The 19,635-nt window shown below is 71.3% G+C and carries 15 protein-coding genes and 1 pseudogene; 6 read left to right on the top strand and 10 right to left on the bottom strand.

From position 1 onward, the window contains the following. Nucleotides 1-17: 17 nt before the first annotated feature. Nucleotides 18-1,079 carry a substrate-binding domain-containing protein gene (locus ACFZDK_RS36090; protein ID WP_390978599.1) on the top strand — a complete coding sequence of 354 codons (1,062 nt, stop codon included), beginning with the start codon at nucleotides 18-20 and terminating at the stop codon, nucleotides 1,077-1,079. Here the strand turns inward: ACFZDK_RS36090 and ACFZDK_RS36085 are convergent. Genes ACFZDK_RS36085 through ACFZDK_RS36070 form a run of 4 tightly spaced genes read right to left on the bottom strand, consistent with a single transcriptional unit; the run spans nucleotide 1,042 to nucleotide 5,645 of the window. Then, a complete protein-coding gene (locus ACFZDK_RS36085; protein WP_390978597.1) occupies nucleotides 1,042-2,406 on the bottom strand; it encodes a GH32 C-terminal domain-containing protein in 1,365 nt (454 codons plus the stop codon). The two genes, ACFZDK_RS36090 and ACFZDK_RS36085, sit on opposite strands and share 38 nt — an antisense overlap. Next, a complete protein-coding gene (locus ACFZDK_RS36080) occupies nucleotides 2,403-3,272 on the bottom strand; it encodes an ABC transporter permease subunit (RefSeq protein ID WP_390978595.1) in 870 nt (289 codons plus the stop codon). Before ACFZDK_RS36080 ends, ACFZDK_RS36085 begins: the two co-directional genes overlap by 4 nt. Before the next feature lie 13 nt (nucleotides 3,273-3,285). After that, complete coding sequence (locus ACFZDK_RS36075; protein ID WP_390978593.1) at nucleotides 3,286-4,239, bottom strand: ABC transporter permease subunit; 954 nt, start codon at nucleotides 4,237-4,239, stop codon at nucleotides 3,286-3,288. After that, on the bottom strand, nucleotides 4,236-5,645 hold the full coding sequence (locus ACFZDK_RS36070) for an extracellular solute-binding protein (protein ID WP_390978591.1): 1,410 nt from the start codon (nucleotides 5,643-5,645) through the stop codon (nucleotides 4,236-4,238). The genes ACFZDK_RS36075 and ACFZDK_RS36070 overlap by 4 nt, the downstream gene beginning before the upstream one ends. Before the next feature lie 181 nt (nucleotides 5,646-5,826). Here ACFZDK_RS36070 and ACFZDK_RS36065 point away from each other — a divergent pair, with 181 nt between their 5' ends. Beyond that, a complete protein-coding gene (locus ACFZDK_RS36065) occupies nucleotides 5,827-7,377 on the top strand; it encodes a GH32 C-terminal domain-containing protein (RefSeq protein ID WP_390978589.1) in 1,551 nt (516 codons plus the stop codon). Here the strand turns inward: ACFZDK_RS36065 and ACFZDK_RS36060 are convergent. Beyond that, complete coding sequence (locus tag ACFZDK_RS36060) at nucleotides 7,367-8,344, bottom strand: phosphotransferase enzyme family protein (RefSeq protein WP_390978587.1); 978 nt, start codon at nucleotides 8,342-8,344, stop codon at nucleotides 7,367-7,369. The genes ACFZDK_RS36065 and ACFZDK_RS36060 overlap by 11 nt on opposite strands. A 342-nt stretch (nucleotides 8,345-8,686) precedes the next feature. On the opposite strand from ACFZDK_RS36060, the gene ACFZDK_RS36055 reads away from it, so the two are divergent. Together ACFZDK_RS36055 and ACFZDK_RS36050 are read left to right on the top strand one after the other, a co-directional pair. After that, entirely contained in the window at nucleotides 8,687-9,310 is a 624-nt protein-coding gene (locus tag ACFZDK_RS36055) for a lasso peptide biosynthesis B2 protein (protein WP_390978585.1), read from the top strand. 1 nt (nucleotide 9,311) lies between these two features. Further along, nucleotides 9,312-11,123 carry an asparagine synthase-related protein gene (locus ACFZDK_RS36050; RefSeq protein ID WP_390978583.1) on the top strand — a complete coding sequence of 604 codons (1,812 nt, stop codon included), beginning with the start codon at nucleotides 9,312-9,314 and terminating at the stop codon, nucleotides 11,121-11,123. Here ACFZDK_RS36050 and ACFZDK_RS36045 read toward each other — a convergent pair. Beyond that, nucleotides 11,107-12,399 (bottom strand): hypothetical protein, encoded by a 1,293-nt coding sequence (locus ACFZDK_RS36045; protein WP_390978581.1) that lies wholly within the window; start codon nucleotides 12,397-12,399, stop codon nucleotides 11,107-11,109. The two genes, ACFZDK_RS36050 and ACFZDK_RS36045, sit on opposite strands and share 17 nt — an antisense overlap. A gap of 221 nt (nucleotides 12,400-12,620) precedes the next feature. On the opposite strand from ACFZDK_RS36045, the gene ACFZDK_RS36040 reads away from it, so the two are divergent. Next, nucleotides 12,621-13,580 carry a TauD/TfdA family dioxygenase gene (locus ACFZDK_RS36040; RefSeq protein WP_390978579.1) on the top strand — a complete coding sequence of 320 codons (960 nt, stop codon included), beginning with the start codon at nucleotides 12,621-12,623 and terminating at the stop codon, nucleotides 13,578-13,580. A gap of 1 nt (nucleotide 13,581) precedes the next feature. On the opposite strand, the gene ACFZDK_RS36035 is transcribed toward ACFZDK_RS36040, so the two are convergent. The 4 genes and pseudogenes from ACFZDK_RS36035 to ACFZDK_RS36020 form a co-directional block, all read right to left on the bottom strand. Beyond that, nucleotides 13,582-14,616 (bottom strand): LLM class flavin-dependent oxidoreductase, encoded by a 1,035-nt coding sequence (locus ACFZDK_RS36035; RefSeq protein WP_390978577.1) that lies wholly within the window; start codon nucleotides 14,614-14,616, stop codon nucleotides 13,582-13,584. 77 nt (nucleotides 14,617-14,693) lie between these two features. Further along, entirely contained in the window at nucleotides 14,694-16,196 is a 1,503-nt protein-coding gene (locus ACFZDK_RS36030; protein WP_390978575.1) for a metallophosphoesterase, read from the bottom strand. A 231-nt stretch (nucleotides 16,197-16,427) separates the two neighbouring features. Beyond that, a pseudogene (locus ACFZDK_RS36025) lies at nucleotides 16,428-17,357 on the bottom strand (MHYT domain-containing protein); the annotation flags it as partial. Between the two features lie 110 nt (nucleotides 17,358-17,467). After that, nucleotides 17,468-18,118 (bottom strand): NAD(P)-binding domain-containing protein, encoded by a 651-nt coding sequence (locus tag ACFZDK_RS36020; protein ID WP_390978573.1) that lies wholly within the window; start codon nucleotides 18,116-18,118, stop codon nucleotides 17,468-17,470. Between the two features lie 1,024 nt (nucleotides 18,119-19,142). On the opposite strand from ACFZDK_RS36020, the gene ACFZDK_RS36015 reads away from it, so the two are divergent. Then, complete coding sequence (locus tag ACFZDK_RS36015) at nucleotides 19,143-19,586, top strand: GNAT family N-acetyltransferase (RefSeq protein WP_390978571.1); 444 nt, start codon at nucleotides 19,143-19,145, stop codon at nucleotides 19,584-19,586. Nucleotides 19,587-19,635 lie beyond the last annotated feature (49 nt).

Genomic DNA, 19,635 nt, shown 5'->3' with positions numbered 1-19,635 from the left:
GAGCGACAGCGGGCGGTATGGGCGGCGAGGACAGGAACGGCAGCGGCGGCGGACGGCCCACGTCGAAGGACGTGGCCCGGCGCGCCGGCGTCTCGCACACGGCCGTCTCCTTCGTCTTCAACGGCCGTGCCGAGGGCAACCTCTCACCCGCCACCCAGGAACGCATCCGGGCGGCCGCCGCAGAACTCGGCTACCGGCCCGACCCCGTCGCCCGTGGCCTGCGCCGCCGCCGCACCGCCGTGATCGGCCTGGTCACCGACGAGATCGCCTCCTCGCCCTTCGCCGGACGGCTGCTGCGCGGAGCCATGGAGACCGCCTGGGACCACGACCACCTCGTCCTCACCATCGACTCCGGCGGCGATCCGGCCAAGGAGGACGCGGCCGTCGCCGAGCTCCTGGACCGGCGCGTCGACGGCATCATCTACGCGGCGATGTCGCTGCGCCGGGTGCGTGTCCCCGAGGGCCTGCACCGCACCCACTCCGTGCTCGCCAACTGCCTGCCCGAGGACGACTCGCTGCCGGCCGTCGTCCCGGCCGAACGGGCCGGCGGCCGTACGGCGGCCCGGCTGCTTCTCGAGGCCGGACACCGCAGGATCGCGATGGTCGGCGGTCAGGACGACATCGCCTCCGTCGAACGGCTGCGCGGCTTCCGGGACGCCCTGCGTGCCGCGGGGGTCACGCTCCCGAAGGAGTGGGTCGCGCGCACCGGTGGCGAGATCGTCGCCGGCTACGAGGGCGCCGCACTCCTCCTGGACGGCGTCGCCCCGCGGCAACGCCCGACAGGCGTCTTCTGCTACAACGACCGGGTCGCGGCGGGCGTCCTGCACGCGGCGACCCGGCTCGGGATCGCCGTGCCCGAGGAACTGTCGGTGATCGGCTACGACGACCAGGAACACATGGCCGCCTTCCTCACCCCGCCGCTCACCTCGGTCGGCCTGCCGCACCGGGCGATGGGCGAGGCCGCGGCCCGGCTGCTGCTCGACACCATCGACACCGGCCGCACCCCGCCCGCCACCGTCCGGCGCCTCGTCTGCCCGGTGGTCAGCCGTTCGTCGGTGGGACCAGCTCCCACCCGATGACCTCGGCGTCCCCCTCGACCGTCAACTCCCGCACCTCTCCGGGACGTTGATACACCCGCTCGGTGACCGTCGCCCGGTCCGCCACGAACAGTTCGAGCAGCGAGCCGTCGACGAGGACACGGACGGTGAGCCGAGCGCCCGGGGGAGTACCCAGGGCAAGGGGCGCGGAGCCTTCCCGGCCGGCCCGAGGCCAGCCGGTGCGGTCCAGGGTGACGGCCCCCTGCCGGGGATCCAGCCCGATCGTCAGCCGGCTGTCGCCGGACCGGAGCAGGGTCACCGTCGCACGGCCGTACGCGGTGATCTCCAGGTCGTACGACACCGGAAGCGGTCCGGCGCCGAACGGGACCGGCGCCCGCAGGAGGTCCAGCTCCGGGGCGGGGGAGACCCGGAGGCTGCCGTCGGGACGCGTGCCGACGACCCTGGGCGCGGTGAGCACACCCGCCCAGCCCTCGGGGGTGTCCCGCGCCTCCCACGACCAGCCCCACAGCAGGGCACGGTCCTCCTCCTGGAGCACGGCGGGCGCGTAGAAGTCCCGGCCGTGGTCGAGCCGCCCGCCGACAGCGGCCTCGAGGCGCAACCCGCCTCCGGCATCGCTCACAAGACGGCCCGTCAGGTATCCGGTGGAGCACGGATCGCCGTCCCACAGGGACACCACCAGGACATGGCCGCCGTCGGTCGTCCGGTACAGCTGCGGGCACTCCCAGCCCACCGCCTTGTCCCCGAAGGCGTCCGACGCGACCGGGTCGCTGCCGTCGAGCAGGACCCCGGCGAACCGCCAGTCGGTGAGGTCGTCGCAGTCGTACACCAGGACGGACGGGGTGCCGTCGGCGTGACCGGCACCGACCAGGGCGTGGCGGCGGCCGGCGTGCCGGAAGACGAAGGGGTCGCGGAACATCACCACGTCGAGGCCCTCGGGCGGTGCGGCGACGACCGGGGTCGGTTCGGGGCGCCACCGGACGAGCAGGGGGTCGGCTGCCCGGGCCAGGCAGATCGTGCCCAGGCCGGTGTGGTCGTGTCCGATCCCGGTGTAGACGGCGGTGGGGGTGCCGTCGTCGTCGACCACGCATCCCGACCAGCACCCGCCCTCGTCCGGGCCGCCCGGGGTCGGAGTGAGGGCGATCGGGTGGTGCTCCCAGTGGGCGAGGTCAGGGCTGGAGGCGTGGCCCCAGTGGATGTTCGCGTGCACGGGCGCGGCCGGGTTGTACTGGTAGAAGAGGTGGTAGCGGTCCCGCCAGCGGAACGGGCCGTTGGGGTCGTTGATCCAGTTGGCGGGCGGACGGACCCGGAACCGCGGGGCGTTCGGATCCTGCGGAGCGGCGAGGCTCAACGGTTGACTCCTGCGGAGGTGATGCCCTCGCGGAGAGGGCGCTGGCCGACGAGGAACACGGCGACGGCGGGGAGCATCGACAGCACGACACCGGCGAGGACGACCGAGACGGAGCCGGTGCCCAGGTTGCCCTGGAGGGAGACCAGGCCGAGGGGCAGCGTGTAGTTCTGGCCCGAGGTCTCCAGGATGAGCGGGCGGAAGAACTCGTTCCAGTGGTAGTTGAAGGCCAGCACGCCGACGATCGCCAGCCCCGGCGTGGCCAGCGGGGCGTACACCGACCGGAAGATCCGCCAGGGGCCCGCGCCGTCCAGCATGGCCGCCTCGCCGAGGTCCTTCGGCATGCCGAGGAAGTACTGCCGCATCAGGAAGGTGCCGAACGCGGTCGGGAACGCCGGGATGATCAGGCCGAGGAGCGTGTCGGTCAGCCCCATCGACTTGAGCACCAGGAACACCGGCACGATCGTGACCTGCAGCGGAACCATCATGGTCGCCAGGACCAGCCCGAACAGCGGTCGCTTGAACCGGAATTCGAGACGCGCGAAGGCGTACCCGGCGAGCCCTGCCGTGATCATCTGGCCGGCCGCGGTCAGAGCGGTCACCAGCGTGGAGTTGAGAGCGAGCAGCCAGACGTCGATCTGGTCGAAGACGCCCCGGTAGGCGGCCGTGCTCGGATGGGCCGGGACGATCTGCGGCGGCAGGTCGAAGGACTCGGCCGGGGTGCGCAGGGAGGTCGAGACGGTCCAGATGACCGGACCGAGCGTCAGCAGCGCGCACACGGTCAGTCCGGCGATCCGCGCCCAGGGCGCCAGCCGGTACCGGGCACTGCCGAGGGTCGGGCTCGCTTGGCTGATGGTCGCTTGACTCATGGGGATCACCGGCTCACTGGTAGTGGACGAAACGCCGGCTGAGCCGGAACTGGACGGCGGTCACCGCCATGATCAGCACGAACAGCAGCACGCCCACCGCGGACGCCTCCCCGAAGCGGAGCTGCTCGAAGGCCCGCTCGTAGATCACCATCACGACGGTGCGGGTGGAGTCGCCGGGGCCGCCGTCGGTCAGGACGTACGGCTGCTCGAAGACCTGGAGCGCGTTGATGATGCCGACCACCGAGGCGACCAGCAGGGTCGGCGACAGCAGCGGGAGCGTGATCGCGAGGTGCTTGCGCAGACCGGTCGCCCCGTCCAGGGCGGCGGCCTCGTGGATCTCCTTCGGGATGTTGTTCAGACCCCCGACGAACAGCAGGAACGAGAAGCCGAACTGCTGCCACACATAGACGATGATCACCGTGGCCATCGCCCCGTGCTCCGACGTCAGCCAGGGCACCGGAGCGATGCCGACCAGCCCGATCAGCCAGTTGACCACGCCGAAGTCCTGGTTGAAGAGGTACTTCATCACCACCGAGATCGACGCGGCGGACAGCACCAGCGGGAAGAAGAACGCCGACCGGAAGACCGAGCGCAGCCAGCCGGGCATCCGGGCGTTCAGCGTGAGTGCCAGCGACAGCGCGATCACCAGTTGCAGGGCGACCGCGAGCACCATGAAGACGAGCGTGTTCCGGAACGAGACCAGGACGGTCGAATCGCTCACCATCTCCCGGTAGTTGGCGCCACCGGCGAAACGCGGCGGATCGATCACGTTCCAGTCGAAGAAGCTCAGCACGATCGACCCGATGATCGGTACGACCGTGAAGACGACGATCCCGACGATCGTGGGCGTCAGGAACAGCGCGGCCAGCAACCGGGTGCCCCGCTCCCGGGCCGGCGGCCGCACGGACACCGCGGGCGGAGCGGACACGGAACGGGCCCGTCCGGCGGTGATCTGGGTGTTCGTCATAGGTCACGCTCCATGGCCTGCTCCAGATCGCCCTGCATCCGGCGTAGCGCCGGCGCCACCGAGCGCGGACTCGCCAGCGCCGTCCCGGTGTACTTGAGCAGCACGTCGGTCACCTCGGCGACCTGCGGCGGAGCCGGGATCGGGCCGGTGTCGGGGAACCTGTCGAGGGTGTCGTAGAAGACCTTCCAGTGCGCCGGTCCGGTCTCCCGGTAGCGGCCGGTGGTGAGCATCGAACGCCGGGCCGGGGTCGTCTGGTTGGCCGCGAACAGCTCGGTCATCACGTCCTTTCGGGCCGCGTACTTGATGAACTCCCAGGCCGCGTCCTGCTTCTTGGAGGTCCGCAGCAGCGCGTAGCCCGCCGCGCCGAACTGCATGCGCTGGGTACGCCAGCGGGGGAAGTACTGGACGTCGTAGGCGTCCGCCTTCATCCCGGCCAGATGCAGACCGCCCGCCCAGAAGCCGCCCGCCGGTGTCACCCCGACCCGGCCGGTGGAGAAGACCCCGACCAGGTTGCTGCCGTTGCCGCCTTCCGGCCGGGTGCACAGGTCCTCCTGGATGAGCGAGGCGAGGTAGTCGTAGACCTCCTCGACCCGGGCGGAGGTGGCCTGCGGGGTGGTCCAGCGGAAACCGCCGCCCCGGCCCAGGCGGTCGGCCGCCGGGTAGAAGGCGTCCCACAGCCAGCTCCCGCCCGGCGCCCTGGACTCGGCGAGCAGATTGGTGCCGTTGTTGAACAGCCACGGCACCACCCCGCCCCACAGCCGGTTGGTCCAGAAGTACGGGGTGAAGTGGGAGTCGCTCGACCGCTTCGTCTCGCGCAGCAGCGCGGTGAAGTCGTCGCGGGTCCAGTCGGCCGGCGGGAAGCCCGCGCCCGCCCGCTTCAGCACCTGCTTGTTGAGGTACATGTCGGCCGCGTTGAACTCGACCGGCAGCTGGTACAGGCTCCCCTCGTACATCATCGACTCCACCAGCGAGGGGTGGACGTCGGCGAAGTACTCGCGCAGCTCGGCTGCGTCCCGCCGCACCCAGCGGTCCAGCGGTACCCCGAGCCGCTCGGCGAACAGCTGCACGCCCTCGGTGGCGACATAGACCAGGTCGGGCGCGGTGCCCGCCGCGATCTGGGTGAGGATCTTCGCGAAGAAGTCCGACCAGTCCACGGCCTGCACGGCGTTCACCCGCAGCGGGACGTCCGGATGGAGCTTGCGGAATCCGGTGCTCAGCGCGTGCACGGCGGCCGGGTCGAAGGCGGAACCGAGGGTGGCGACGACGAGTGAACCGTCGTCCCGGCCGGGTATGTCGGCCCCGGTGAGCCGGTCCCAGCTCGCGGCGGTGCCGGCCAGCGCGGCGGCCCCCGCGCCGTAGGCGCCGTACCGCAGCAGGGCGCGGCGGGAGAAGTGCGAGTCGGTCATCCAAGGTGCCTAACTCGTTTTAGGAAAGGTTCGACGCCCCAGATGATGTGAAGCGCGTTACATGCCTGTCAAGGGCCGTGAACGCTTGACCTTTAACGAGTTAGGTCTACAGTCCTGGATTCAGCCGACCGCCGTTCTGAGCCGCGGAGACGGCCGGTTGACACGAGAGGAACGATGCGTGATGCCAGGGCTGTCCAGAAGGGCGCTGTTCGCCGGATCGGCGGCGGGGGCGACCGCCGCACTGCTGTCCACCACACCGGCCGCCGCCAGGCCCAAGCCCAAAGCCGTGCGCGCCTGCGCGAGTTACCGGGCCACCTACCACTTCACGGTCCCCGACCAGTGGAAGAACGACCCCCAGCGCCCGGTCTGGATCGACGGCGAGTACCGCTACTACTACCTCTACAACGCCGACTACCTCGACGGCGTCGTGGGCACCGCCTGGCGCCTTGCCACCAGCACCGACCTGGTCTCCTTCACCGATCGCGGGATCGCCGTACCGAAGGACACCACTGTCAACGGCGACGTCTGGTCGGGCTGTGCCGTCGTCGACACCGGCGACACCGCGGGCTTCGGGGCGGGCGCGGTCATCGTGATCGTCACCATGTCACCCGGTGGCGGCACCGACCACCAGGAGCAGTTCCTGTACTACTCCACGGACGGCGGCCGTACCTTCACCAACCACGGCACCGATCCGGTGCTGCCCAACCCGGGCGTCGCCGACTTCCGCGATCCCAAGGTGATCCGGGACGAGGCCAACGACCGCTGGGTGATGGCCCTCGCCGAGCGGAACAAGGTCGGCTTCTACCGCTCGGCGGACCTCAAGTCCTGGACCTATGCGGGTGGTTTCATCAAGGACGGCATCGGCACACTGGAGTGCCCCGACCTGTTCCGGATCACCGCCGACGACGGCACCGCCAAGTGGGTACTGGGGGTGAGCGCGGACGGCACCGGCTCCGGGCTGCCCAACACGTACGCCTACTGGACCGGTTCCTTCGACGGCAGCGCGTTCACCGCCGACTCCGCCGACCCGCAGTGGCTCGACCACGGCTGGGACTGGTACGCGGCCGTCACCTTCGAGAAGCGGGACGCCGCCGGTACCCTCGACGACTCCGCGCGCTACGCGCTGGGCTGGCTCAACGACTGGGCCTACCCGAACACCACCCCCACCATCGACTGCGACGGGTTCAACGGCACCGACTCGATCGTCCGCGAAGTCACCCTGAAGCACGCCTCCGACGGCGGCTACCACCTCGCCTCCCAGCCGGTCGCCGCCCTCGACTCGTACGTCTCCCGCACGGTCGACCTTGGCGACCTGACCGTCGACGGCACCCTCCTCCTCGACTACACGGGCACGTCCTACGAACTGACCACCGAGATCACCTGGTCCCAACTCACCGGAGCCGGAGTGCAGTTGCGGCGCTCGCCGGACGGCGGCCGGCACATCGACGCCGGGGTCTACGGCGACTACGCCTTCCTCAACCGGCGCAACACCGTGAACCCCGACACCAGCGGCGACCGGCAGGAGAGCCACACCCCGTTCGACCTGTCCACGGGCTCGGTGAAGCTGCGCATCCTCGTCGACCGCACCTCCGTGGAGATGTTCGTCGGCGACGGCCGCTACACGCACTCCGCCGAGGTGTTCCCGTATCTCGTCGACAACCGGCTGGCACTGTTCACCATCGGCGGTACCGCGGTGTTCCGGAACACCGCCGTACGGGAGTTCACGGTGTGACGGCCGCGAGCAGCCGGGAGACCGCCGCCGGGTCCGGCACGTCGGCCAGCCGGGCGACGACCTCGCCGCTCCCGAACTCGCGCTGCGCGGGCGTCAGTTCGTGATCGACGGCGGCCTCGGCCTGGACGTGGATGTAGTTCAGCGCGGTCGCGAAGAGCATGGAGAAGGACTCCGGGCCCCGGACGGTGGCGGGGCCGCCTGCCTGCCGGTAGGCGTGGACCAGGCGCCGGGCGGCCGCCGGGTCCCCGTCGTTGCCGCCCGACCAGACGAACAGGGCCTGGGCCAGCTCCCGCTCCGCGGACGTGGGTCCCGCGTTGTCCCAGTCGAGCAGGACCGGGCCGGCCGGGCCGACCAGGACGTTCTGGGGTTGCAGATCCAGGTGGGAGATCACGCGGTCGGCCGTGTCGGACGGGCTCACCCAGCGGGCCAGCTCCACCGCCGACGTACCGATGAACCGGCCCAGCGCGTCCGCCCAGGGCAGCCCCGCCTCGGTCACCTTCTCGTGCAGGTCCTTCCAGTCGCCGTCCCGGGGACACCGCTCGTACCACTCGTTCGGAGCCTCCGTCGCGCCCGCACCCGCGCGGTGGAGCAGGCCCATGGTCCGGCCGAACCAGTCCAGCACCGCGGGGTCGGCGACGTCCGCCCGGGTGCCCTCGATCCAGTCGTACAGCTTCACATGGGTCCCCCCGTCGGCGGTCGGGACCCGCGTGAGGTGGGCGCCGTGCCGGTTGGCGAACAGCCGCGGCGCCGCGATGCCCAGGCGCTCACCGGCGAGCCGTAAGGCAGCCTCCCGCGCCACGTCGTCCTCGTCGCAGTCGAAGAGGAGCTGCTTCGCCGCCCGGGCGGAGCCGTCCGGGCCGGTGAGCCGCCAGATCTGCCCCAGCGCGCCACGGGCCACGGGCGTCAACGCCCAGGGCCCGGGACCGAGTTCATAGACCTCGGCGATAAATTCGGCGCTGTCGTGCATGAGCGGCTCCTTCGGCACGGGGGTGTACTTCGATCATGGCGTTGCCGACTCGTTCCGCAACGTCTTTTGTCGTGCGCGGCACCGTCACGAGCACGACTCGGGCGTCGGCAGGCTCCACGGTTGCGAGGCGTCGGGGGCGGAGTAGCCTGGACATGATCGTTGCCACCTGGCTCTGGAGGCAGGCGATGTTGATCCGATTCCTGCGGCGCCGTATGCCGCACGGCCTTGTCCTTCTTGGGAACGGCCGTCTGATCCGGGGGTTCAGCGGCGGGGACTACGACGGCCACGGATACCAGTCCTGACGCACCCGCACCCCGTACCTGTGACATGGGAGGAGGCGCGGTGGAACAGGACACCGATGCCCTCGTGGCCATGACGCGCATCCTTTCACCGCACTGCAGCGTCACCAGGCTGTCCGGCGGTGCCCTCATCGCCGACTGGAGACGGACGCGCTTTCTCGGCATGACTTCGGCAGATGTGCAGACGTTCGCCGACGGCAACGCCGACGAACGCGCCGAACTCGTCACCGGCCTCGTCCGGGCCGGATGCGCGCCGGCGCGCCGAAAGGCGTATACCGACGATGAGATCGGGATCTGGCTGCGCGCCGTGTACGTGCTGATCCGCACGCTGGGCTTCGGACGGGTCCTTCGGCTGCTGCCGTTGGCCGCCCCCGGCTACGCCCGCGCGGATGTCCCTACCGCACAGGACGTGGCAAGGCTGAAACGAGCGGTCCAGTCGCACAGCCATGGCAGCTGGCTCGTCGACGACGACTGCAAGGCGGCGGCCGTGACGGCGTTCGTCCTGCTGCGACGGCGCGGCTTCCAGGCCACGCTGCATGTCGGTGTGCGTGAACAGCCCTTCGCCCTGCACGCCTGGACAGCTGCGGCCGGACTGTGCATTCCGGATGCCGAGCCGCGGGGGCATGCCTTCACGCCGGTCCTCTCGATCGGCTGCGGAAGCCAGTGAGATGGAAGCGCTCCGACTCGACTGGAACGGGGGCGCGGCGAGCCTCTGGACCGCCGAGGCCATGGTGCGACAGGGGCTGGTGACGACGGTCACCGCACCGGCCGGCACCGCGGCGGTCGTCGGCTGGGTGGGCTCGGTCCGGGACCGCCTGGCAGGTGCTCGCGCGCTCCTCGACGCCTTCGACCGCCCGGGAGCCCTGCCGCCGGTGCCGGCCGGGGACTTCGCGGCGGTGCTGGTGTACCGCGACCGCGTTCTGCTGATGCGGGACGAACAGGCGCGCATCCCCTTGTTCTTCAGGGAGTCCGGCAGCCGCGTGGCTGCCGTGAGCACCTCGGCGCGTGGTCTGGGTGATACCGCCGAGCTGGAACACCGGTACTTCTGCCGGTACCTGACCGGGAACATGGCGCAACCGCACACGGAACTGAGCCCGTTCGCCGGGGTGCACCGGATCCTGGGCGGCGAGGTGGTGGAAATTTCGGCCACCGGGTCGCTGCGGCGCCGGCAGCTCCTCCGCACCGCCCGGCACGACGGCACGACGGCAGCCGGAACCGGCTTCCACGGGGCCGGGGAGGATCTGCGTGGCGCCCTGGAGCACGCCGTCGCCCGGCGCCTCGGCGGGACGACCGCGTGCCACGTCTCCGGCGGCACCGATTCCACCAGCGTCGCGTTGCTCGCGGCCCGCCTGCTTGCCGAGGAGGAGGGTTTCGCTGCGGACCTGGTCCTGCTCGCCGGGCGTTTCGGCGGGGGCGAACTGGCCGGGGAGCGACCGTACCTCGACGAGGCGATCGAGGCCGTCCGCCGACACGCTCCAGCGGTGTGTCCGGTGATCGTCGACGCCGACGACGTGGCCGACTTCGACGATTTCCGGTCCCACGCGGGAGATCCGGACGAGCCGCACGCCCATGCCTTCCGTGCCCCGTTCTGGAGCAGACTGCATGCCGCGGCAGCGGAGTTGGGATGTGACACCCTCCTGACCGGTTGCGGAGCCGATCCCGTCGTGGACGCCAACCCGTTTCACCTGCACCGGCTGGCCCGCTCCGGACGGCTTCGGGAGTTGCGGCGGCAGGCACGTGCCCATGCCGCGGCCGGCGAACGGGGGGTGCGGGAGGTCGTCCGCAGGTACGTCACGCAGCCGGCGCTTCCCCTGGCAGCCGAACGGATCTCCCGGCTCACTCATCACGGAACGGTGCTCGGAGGCCTCGGCAACTTCACCCGCCCGCCGTGGCTGCGTCCCGGGTTCGCGCGGGCCCATGGCTATCGAGAGGCCAGCGTCGCCGAGAGCCGGTTCGTGTTCGGGCGCAGGCCGGAACAGTCCCTGTACGACGCTGCGAACTACCTCGCCGCTCCCGATCCGCTGTCCTGGCGGTACGCACAGCGGCACGGGTTCTTCCTCTCACACCCCTTCCTCGACCCGGAGGTGATCGCGACGATGCGGCGCGTGTCCGCGGAAGCCGCGTTCGGGGCGGGCCGCCCGAAGACGGTGCTGCGCGAGGCCATGGCGGATCTGCTCCCGTCGGCGATACACGACCGGGTGAACAAGATTCCCTTCAACGACCTCTACGCCCGCGGTCTGCGAACCCACGGCGACGAACTCATCGACCTCTGTCGCTCGGCACGGCATCCGCTCGTCGCGGAGATGTTCGACGTCGACACGCTGTGCCGAGCGGTGAAGGAGGCTCAACTGGGGCTGGGCGACTCGTACTCGTGGGACCGCATGAACGGCTCGCTCGCGCTGGTGATGTGGCTGGAGCGACTGGAGGACCGAAGTCCGGCGGTACCTGGGGCGACCGTGCCGGTCACCGTTTGCTCTTGATGTCCCACAGGGTGCGCTCCACCGGTCCTGTTTCAACGATGCGGATACCGTACCGTTCTGCCTCTTTTGGAGGCACCTCCTTGCCGTCTGCCATGTTGATGGTTTCCGTGATGTCTACGCCGTGAGCGCCGAACTCCCAATAGACGGTGACGTGTCGGGTGTCCCTGGTCTCCTCGTCGATGGCGTTGTTCTCGTGAAGCGTGCTTTTGTAGATGAGGGAACCAAAATCATTCCGCTTTTTCAGCCAATCGGGCACCTGTCCGCCGGCCCAGCTCTTGAAACCCGTTTCGGCGGGCTTCAGTTGGTCGAGGGACACGCGGTCCTTGCGCGTGAGGTGTGCGCTGGCGTAGAACGCCACCTGGTCGTACTTCGTGTCCGTGGGTAGTTGCACGACGACTCGGGCGGTGACGGTGTCGTTGGCGTCGATCGGATCGCCGTAGCGCATCCATGGTTGTGCCTCGACCAAGTCACCTGGCTGGTACTTCTCTCTACGTGACAGCGGATTCGTCCCCTCGAATGATGTCCACTGTTCGGCAACGGCTCGCCACTCCTGGCGGAGCCGGTCCTGCCGGATCAGCGGCACCTCTTGCCCCATGGCGTGGAATTCGGTGCCCAGTACGTCGAAACTCAGGTCGCTATGGTTCTCAAGGGTGATCTGGACCGGCACGGAGAACGCCTTTCGATCCGGACTCAGTACCGGGTCCCCGGGGGTCAGCTTGATGACGGGCCTGACCTCACGCTGCGATGGCAGGTAGAGATTCTGATAGCCGAAATTTCCTGCTGCAATGAAGATGGTGGCCAGCAGCGCCGTGGCTACCCGCTTCGGAGCGGGAATCGTGGCCAGCGTCCGCCAAACGACGATGATGGCCCACGCTGAACCCAATGTGAGGGTGGTGAACAACACTTTCCAACGGTTCGAGTCGGCGTGGGCCATCAGTTCGAGGAAGAGCGTCAGGTTGGCCAATAGGGCCAGGGACGCGCCGAACAGTGCCACCACGCCGGAGTTGGGGAAAGTCCGGAACAGCCAGTGGTCCACCAGCGCGGCGGTCCCCAGGAACGCGGTGAAGGCGACCGCGATGAGCACCGCACCGGTGAGGCGACCGGGAAAGGTGAAGGCGCTGGTCAGGTCCCGGACACCGAAATAGCCCAGCGCAGCGGCCGTCAGCAGGAGGACCAGCAGGACCGACACCAGACACACGCGTGAGCGTCCGTTGTGCGCCAGAGCCCGTTGCGCACGCTCACGCGAGCAGTCCCGCGCGTTCTTGCGAAGGTTCACGCGGCCACCTGCCGACATGTGGCAACGGCTTTCACGGGTGCCTCCTTCGCGGACCACAGCAGACCGGGGCGCCTGCCACCAGGAAGTTCGTGATCATCGTCCGTGACGATCCGCCCGCTCGCCATCCGCGTGCCTCCGGATGCAGGAGTGCCTGGTGCATCACCCCATCCCGCGCCGGGGTACTTCTCCAGTGGCCGGTACCGACGACCAGCGGAGCGCATATGACGACGGAGAGCAGCACAGGGAACCCGGCGGTCGAGGTGAACCCCGTCGCCGGGCACATAGGCGCCGAGATCACCGGGGTCGACCTCGCCGCGGACCTCGACGACGCCGTGGTCGCCCTGATCCGGGAGGCCGTGCTGCGCTGGAAGGTCGTGTTCTTCCGGGGGCAGCGGCTGGACCACGCGGGGCATGTCGCCTTCGCCCGCCGCTTCGGCGAACCGGTGGTCCTGGGCCGGCGTGGCAGTGCCTCGCCGGCCGGCTTCCCCGAGGTGGAGACCACCGCCGACCGGCTGGAGCTGGGCGGCCGGTTCGGGATGGAGCACGAGGAGTGGCTGCAGCGCCGCCGGCACACCCTGCTGCGCGGCTGGCACTGCGACCACGGCGCCCGGATCGACCCGCCGGCCGCGACGATCCTGCGCGCCGAGACCGTCCCGCCCTACGGCGGCGACACCACCTGGGCCAACCTCGCCGCCGCGTACGCCGGGCTCTCCGCGCCCGTGCGCGCCTTCGTCGACGGACTGCGCGCCGAGCACCGCCTCGGCGTCGGCTACCAGCCCCGCCCCGGCGACGACTCCTACCTGCGCCACCTCCTCGACCACCAGGTGGCCTCGGCGCACCCCCTGGTGCGCGTCCATCCGGAGACCGGCGAGCGGGTGCTCTACGTCAACGGCTACTACGTCGAGCAGATCGCCGACGTCTCCCGCCCGGAGAGCGCCGCACTCCTGGAGATGCTGCTCGAACAGGCCGTACGGCCCGAGTACACGGTCCGCTTCCGCTGGGAGCCCGGCAGCGTCGCCTTCTGGGACAACCGGGCCACCATCCATCTGGCCCCGAGTGACAACGCGCACCTCGCCTTCCCCCGGGTCATGCACCGGGTGATGCTGCACGGCGAGGTGCCGGTGGGGGTCGACGGCAAGCCGTCGGAGCCGGTCACCGGCACGGAGGTGCGCCGCTGGTGACTCAGGCCGCGGACCCGGGGTGCCGGCCCAGCGCCGGGCCCAGGTGGGTCGCCATGTCCGTGAGGATCTGTACGTAGTCCTCGTGTTCGAAGGTGAAGGGCAGCGCGAAGGCCACCTCGTCGACCTCGCGGAACCCGGCGTGCGCGTGCAGCCGCTCGGCGATCTCCGCCGAGGTGCCCACGATGTCCGGCGCGAACAGCAGCCGCGCCGGGCCCTGCGGGGTCGTGGTGCGGGGCAGCCGCTTGGCCGCGTACGCCTCGTACCGGGCACGCTGCTCGGGCGTGGCGGAGTCGGTGGGGATGACGACCAGCCCCTGGGAGACCCGGGCCGCCTCGCCGTCGGGGTGGTGGGCACGGAACTCGCGGATGTGCGCACGCTGGATCTCCGCGAAGTCGTACGGCCCCTCCGGGTCCTCGGCCTTGACGACACTGCTGGTCAGGAAGTTCATCCCGTGCTCGCCCGCCCAGCGCGCCGAGCCGAGGCTGCCGCCGCCGTACCAGAGCCGCCGCCCCAGGCCGGGGGAGTGCGGCTGGACCACGTCGGAGAACACCTCGAACCCCTCGACCCCGCTGAAGTCGGTGGCCGGCTTGCCGCGCACGAAGTCCAGCAGCCGCCGCACCCGCTCGTAGCTGAAGTCCTCCGCGTCGGCCGTGTCCGGGTAGAGGGCCTCCTTGACCTGCGCGTAGTGCATGGGCGGGCCCACGCTCACGCCGGGGTTGAGGCGCCCGCCGGACAGCAGGTCGACGGTCGCCAGGTCCTCGGCGAGCCGCAGCGGGTTCTCCCAGCCCAACGGGATCACCGCGGTGCCCAGTTCGATCCGGCTGGTGCGCTGCGAGGCCGCCGCCAGCACGGCGACCGGGGACGAGATGCCGTACTGGAGGTGCCGGTGGCGCACCCACGCGCTGTCGAAGCCCAGCCGCTCGCCCAGCTCGATGATCTCCAGCGTGGACTCGTGGCCCTTGCCCGGATCCGCCCCGTCGAACAGGCCGATGGTGAGGAAGCCCAGTCTGCGCAGCGGGCGGGGGATGGACGGCACGGGTCCTCCAGCGGTCGTACGTCAGTTCTGCCCCGATTGTGGCACCCGAACATTGCGGGAGTGTGATCAGCTCCGGGTCAGGTCAGCGTGATGACGATCTCGTCCTCGACCGGCGGATCCAGCTCCTGCGGGCGGTTCCCGGTGGCGGCGAAACAGCGCAGCCGTACCGCCTCGGGGCTGACGTCGAGGCGCAGGAAGCACTTGAAGAAGGGCGGGCTGTAGGTGGCCGAGCCGGGGGAGAACAGCTGGGTGTAGATCTTCTTCACGGGCAGCCGGAACCGGGGGCCGCGGTCCGGCCGGCTGCCGGCGCCGAGCAGGGTCGCGACCAGCCGGGTGCGGCGGGTGACCCGGGTGTCCGGGGCGGGAGTGCGGCCGGGCGTGATGCCCAGGCGCTCGGCGATCACGGCGGTCGCCTCGGCCTCGGTGAGGGTGAGGAAGCGGCGGAGGCGCAGTTTGCGGGCGTACAGGCGGCTGTAGAACGCGAGGGAGTCGCCGCGCAGCGGGTAGCAGCGGAAGTCGTCCTCGGTGACGTTCGCGATCGAGACCGAGGGGATGGTGTGGGTGGCGTGCATGAAGGCACCGCCGCCGCCCGCGACCACGTACTGGATGGTGCGGCCGTCCACGTCGACGGGGTAGCGCTGGTAGTTGTGGATGTCGCCGCCGATCGCCGCCACGTAGTGGTGGGCCGGGTCGCGGACGATGTCGTCGACCGTGCCGCCGCCCTCGATGGGGCAGGGGTGGTGCTCGCCGTCCACGTACAGCGGGGAGCCGGTGACCAGGATCTTGGGACGCGGCCCCTGGGACACCTCGCGCAGCCAGGCGCCCTGTTCCGCGTCGATCGTGCCGAGCAGGCCGGTGTCGATGCCGACGATCCGGACCGGCCCGGCGTCGATGGCCCAGTAGGGTCCGGGCTGGACGGCCGTCTGCTCGTGACCTGGCCGCAACTTCCGTGCCTCCGCGAGGAGTTGCTCGTCCGCCGGGCGAGGGCGGTGCCAGAGCAGGGCGCGCCACCAGGCACGGGTGAGCGGGCGGGGCTTCGGCTCGGGCGGAAGCGGCGGGGCGTCGTCGCAGAAGACGCGCATGAACGCGCCGAGGTCCTCGTACCAGTCGTGGTTGCCGGGTATCGCGTATATCGGCGCCGGATAGTCCTGGTACGGACGGAAGAACTTGGTGCCGTAGTCGTCGGTGGTCCCGACCGGATAGATCACGTCGCTCGCGATCACCGCGAAGTCGGTGTCCTGACCCGCCTTCAGGAACCCCGGCACGACCGCGTACTGGGAGTCGTCGCCCTCGCCGGTGTCGCCGATCACCATGAACGAGAACCGGTCCGCCTCATGACGCCGGATCACCTTGTCGGCGGGCGCCCCGGCGGCCGCCCGCTGCGCCACCCAGCGGCTGCGGGTCCGGCCGGTCGGGTCCCCGAACCAGGAGGCCAGCACGCCGTTGCGGGCGGCCCACATGGTCCTGGGGTTGAACCAGAAGATCTTCTCGACATGGTCCGGCATCAGCCGGCGATAGGCACCGCGCTCGGCCTCGCCCCAGCCGGCGCCCGCCGCGGTCTTGCGTGAGGAGTCAGACACGCGGGAACCGTAGCAATGCTCAACGGGCTGGTGGGGCGAGGGGGTTGCCTGCGTCCCGCGTCACCATTCGTAGGGGTTCGAGGGGGCGCCGTACGGGTCCTGCGGACCGCCGGGCGCGGGCCTGGCCTGCGTACCGGGCCGACCGGTCCCGCCCGGTGTGCCGTGTGGCGTGCCGTACGGGCCGACTCCGCCCGGCGCCGGGCGGCCCTGCGTGCCGTACCGGTCCGGCGTGCCGTATCGGTCCGGGCCGGCCGTGGCGGGGCGCGCCGATGTACCGTTTCGGACCGTGGCCCCCGGTGCCGGGCGGCCTCCACGGTTGCGAGGGGTGCGCCCGCCGCGCGGGCCCGGCGGCCGTGAGCGGGTCGCGTGGACCGGTGCCGACGGCCCCTCCCTGCCGGCCGGCTGCCGTACGTTCCAGTCGCCTTCCCCCAGCACCAGCAGCGGATCGAACATCACCACCACCCCGGCGAGCAGCAGGAACACGATCGGGCCCAGCAGCATGGGCAGCAGCAGCGAGGTCGGTGACGCGCTCGACCAGGAGGTGGCGGAGGCCGGGTGCACCTCGACGCTCACGGCCGCCATGGCCGTGTAGTGCATGCCGGACACGGCCAGGCCCATCACCAGACTGGCGCCCAGACTCGCCGTGAAACCCCTGATCGAGACGGCCGCCCAGAGCGCTGCCGTGGCCGCGGCGATCGCGATCACCACCGAGAGGGCGACCGTCACCGGTGCGTAGTGAAGCGTTCCGTCAAGGCGGAGCGCCGCCATGCCCAGGTAGTGCATGGCCGCCACGCCCAGACCCGTGATGACGCCCGCCGTCCAGAGCGTTCCGGAGGTCGCGCCCCGGTAGCCGACCGCGAAGACACCGATGCCGACCACCAGGATCGCCACCGCCAGACTGAGCAGGGTGAGGGCCACGTCATAGCGGATCGTGGTCTCCTGGACGTGGAAGCCGATCATGGCGATGAAGTGCATGGTCCAGATGCCGCAGCCGATGGCCGCCGCCCCCAGCGCGAGCCAACCGGGCTTCCACGACCGCCCGTTGTGGTACAGCGACCGGACGATGCAGCGCAGCCCCAGTGCGCCGCCCAGACAGGCCATCAGATACGCGGCCACCGGCGTCACGGCGCCGTAGTGGAACCCGCTGATCGTGCCGTGCATGTGCAACTCCCCCCAGAGTCACGGCTGTTGTGAGGAACGTACTACGCGCCGGGGGCGTGCGCCGCACGGTTCACCAGGACTTCAGCCGTCTCTCGGGCACCAGGGGCGGTTCAGGGGGCGACAATCTTGAGTGCGCTCCTCCAGCCGTGCCCCTCGGGCCGTGTCTGCAGGGCCATGTGCAGCAGCTGGATGCCCTCCAGCTCGCGGGCGTGGCGCAGTCCGCCCACGATCACCGGGTTGAGGCCGCCGGACGCGGCCAGCTCGGCCACCTGGTCGCGGGCCGCCGCGTCGTCCCCGGCGATGAACACGTCCAGCGGCAGCCCGCCGACCTCACCCGCGACCAGCGGGCCCGCGAACGTGGTGTTGAAGGCCTTCACCACCCGGGTGCCCGGCGCGGCGGCCTCCACGATCTGCTGGGCGGCGGAACTGTCCGCGGGCACTGTCAGCGAGTCCAAGGTGGCGAAGTCCACGGGGTTGGTGATGTCGACGACCGTCTTCCCGGCGAGCTGGTCCCCGTATTCGGCCACGACCTGCTTCGCCGCGTCGAACGGCACGGCCAGCACCACCACGTCCGCCGCCCCGACCGCGTCCGGCACGGCGGGGGCCACATCGGCTCCGGCCACCCGCTCGACCAGGGCGTCGGCGAGCGCGGTGGCCTTCGCCGGATCGGTGCCGACCAGCCGGACCGTGTGCCCGCCCGCCAGGGCCCGAGTGGCGATACCGCCCGCCATGTTGCCTGTGCCGACGATGAAGACCCGCATGGGTGAGCCCTTTCCGTGGGGGTGGGAGCTGCCGATGTCCGGATCGGGCGCGATGGCACACCTCGGACGTGAATCAGGATAAATCGGGCAGGGTGGGGCGGCTCGGCAGGGCTGGCCGGGAGATCGCGTGATGTTCTCCGGGGGAGGGGGATGAGGGCTGCGGGGCGTCCGGCGGGTGGTGTGCGGGGCGCGATGCGTGGTGCTCGGTGCGTGGTGTGCCGGGGTGTGACCGGCCTGGCGGGCCGCCGCTGAGGCGGATTGGTGGCGTGCTCCGTGCCGGCGGCGCTCCGCCGGGGGCGCGAGTCACCGGCGGAGCGCGTCTGTCGTCCGTGCCGCCACTGGTTCCTTGCGCCGCGCCGCTGCCGCTCACCGTCCCGACCCGGCGCGGTCGCACCGCCCACCACACCACCCTGCCGGATCCTCCGTGCGGGCCGCGGTGAGGCCGCGAGGTGGTGCTGGGCGGCTGGACTTGCGGGGCCATACCCGGCCTCCAGGCGGCGGCCGGAACCCACCGCGCCGGCGCCTCGTCGGCCCCGAACTTGCCGCCACCGTGGGCTTATTGCGAGCGGGGTCCACTCCGCCTCACTGCACCGGCTCCCACGCCCCCCACCGGCCCCCGCCGGCCCCCCGGGTCCGCACCGGCCCTCGCGGGCCCCCGCCGGCCCCCCGGGTCCGCACCGGCCCTCGCGGGCCCCCGCCGGCCCCCCGGGTCCGCACCGGCCCCCGCCTGCCCCCATGGCCCCCCGGGTCCGCACCGGCCCCCGCCTGCCCCCATGGCCCCCCGGGTCCGCACCGGCCCCCCGGGTCCGCACCGGCCCCCGCCTGCCCCCATGGCCCCCCGGGTCCGCACCGGCCCCCCGGGTCCGCACCGGCCCCACGGGTCCGCACCGGCCCCACGGGTCCGCACCGGCCCCACGGGTCCGCACCGGCCCTCGCGGGCCCCCGCCGGCCCTTGCGGGCCCCCGCCGGCCCCGCGACCTCCAGGCCCCACGGCCCCCACCGGCCCCGGGATAGTCTGATGACCATGGGGGACTGGGAGATGCGGCCGGCGTCGGTGGCGGATGTCGAGGCGGTGGCCGAGCTGCGTGCCGTCGTGTTGCGGGCCGATCTGGAGCGGCTGGGCCGGTACGACCCCCGGCGGGTCCGGCAGCGGCTGCGGGACGGGTTCGACGCGGCGCACACCTGGGTGATCGAGGTGGGCGGAGGCTTCGCCGGCTGTGTGGCGCTGCGCCCGGCCGGGGACGCCCACTGGCTGGAACATTTCTATCTGGACCCGGCCGTTCAGGGTGCCGGCGTCGGTTCGGCCGTGCTGCGCGAGCTGCTGGAGCGGTGCGACCGTGACGGTGTCGTGGTCCGGCTGAACGTCCTGCGGGGCAGCGCGGCCCGACGGCTGTACGAGCGGCACGGATTCACGGTCGAGGCCGAGGACGCGGTGGACGTGTTCATGGTGCGTACGCCGACCTGCTGAGTCGCCGCCTGAGTCGACGCCCGCCCCGGCGACCCCACGGTGGATAGGG

The sequence above is a fragment of the Streptomyces sp. NPDC007901 genome, assembly GCF_042959465.1.
GTDB lineage: Bacteria > Actinomycetota > Actinomycetes > Streptomycetales > Streptomycetaceae > Streptomyces.
The sequence above is the reverse complement of the archived record's forward strand: the minus strand, read 5'-3'. Positions and strand labels throughout refer to the sequence as shown.

Excerpts from the sequence above, each read along its gene's own strand:
- ACFZDK_RS36090 (WP_390978599.1), top strand. The coding sequence starts at position 18 with ATGGGCGGCGAGGACAGGAACGGCAGCGGCGGCGGACGGCCCACGTCG.
- ACFZDK_RS36040 (WP_390978579.1), top strand. The coding sequence starts at position 12,621 with ATGACGACGGAGAGCAGCACAGGGAACCCGGCGGTCGAGGTGAACCCC.
- ACFZDK_RS36075 (WP_390978593.1), bottom strand. The coding sequence starts at position 4,239 with ATGACGAACACCCAGATCACCGCCGGACGGGCCCGTTCCGTGTCCGCT.
- ACFZDK_RS36060 (WP_390978587.1), bottom strand. The coding sequence starts at position 8,344 with ATGCACGACAGCGCCGAATTTATCGCCGAGGTCTATGAACTCGGTCCC.
- ACFZDK_RS36070 (WP_390978591.1), bottom strand. The coding sequence starts at position 5,645 with ATGACCGACTCGCACTTCTCCCGCCGCGCCCTGCTGCGGTACGGCGCC.
- ACFZDK_RS36065 (WP_390978589.1), top strand. The coding sequence starts at position 5,827 with ATGCCAGGGCTGTCCAGAAGGGCGCTGTTCGCCGGATCGGCGGCGGGG.
- ACFZDK_RS36050 (WP_390978583.1), top strand. The coding sequence starts at position 9,312 with ATGGAAGCGCTCCGACTCGACTGGAACGGGGGCGCGGCGAGCCTCTGG.
- ACFZDK_RS36080 (WP_390978595.1), bottom strand. The coding sequence starts at position 3,272 with ATGAGTCAAGCGACCATCAGCCAAGCGAGCCCGACCCTCGGCAGTGCC.
- ACFZDK_RS36020 (WP_390978573.1), bottom strand. The coding sequence starts at position 18,118 with ATGCGGGTCTTCATCGTCGGCACAGGCAACATGGCGGGCGGTATCGCC.
- ACFZDK_RS36015 (WP_390978571.1), top strand. The coding sequence starts at position 19,143 with ATGGGGGACTGGGAGATGCGGCCGGCGTCGGTGGCGGATGTCGAGGCG.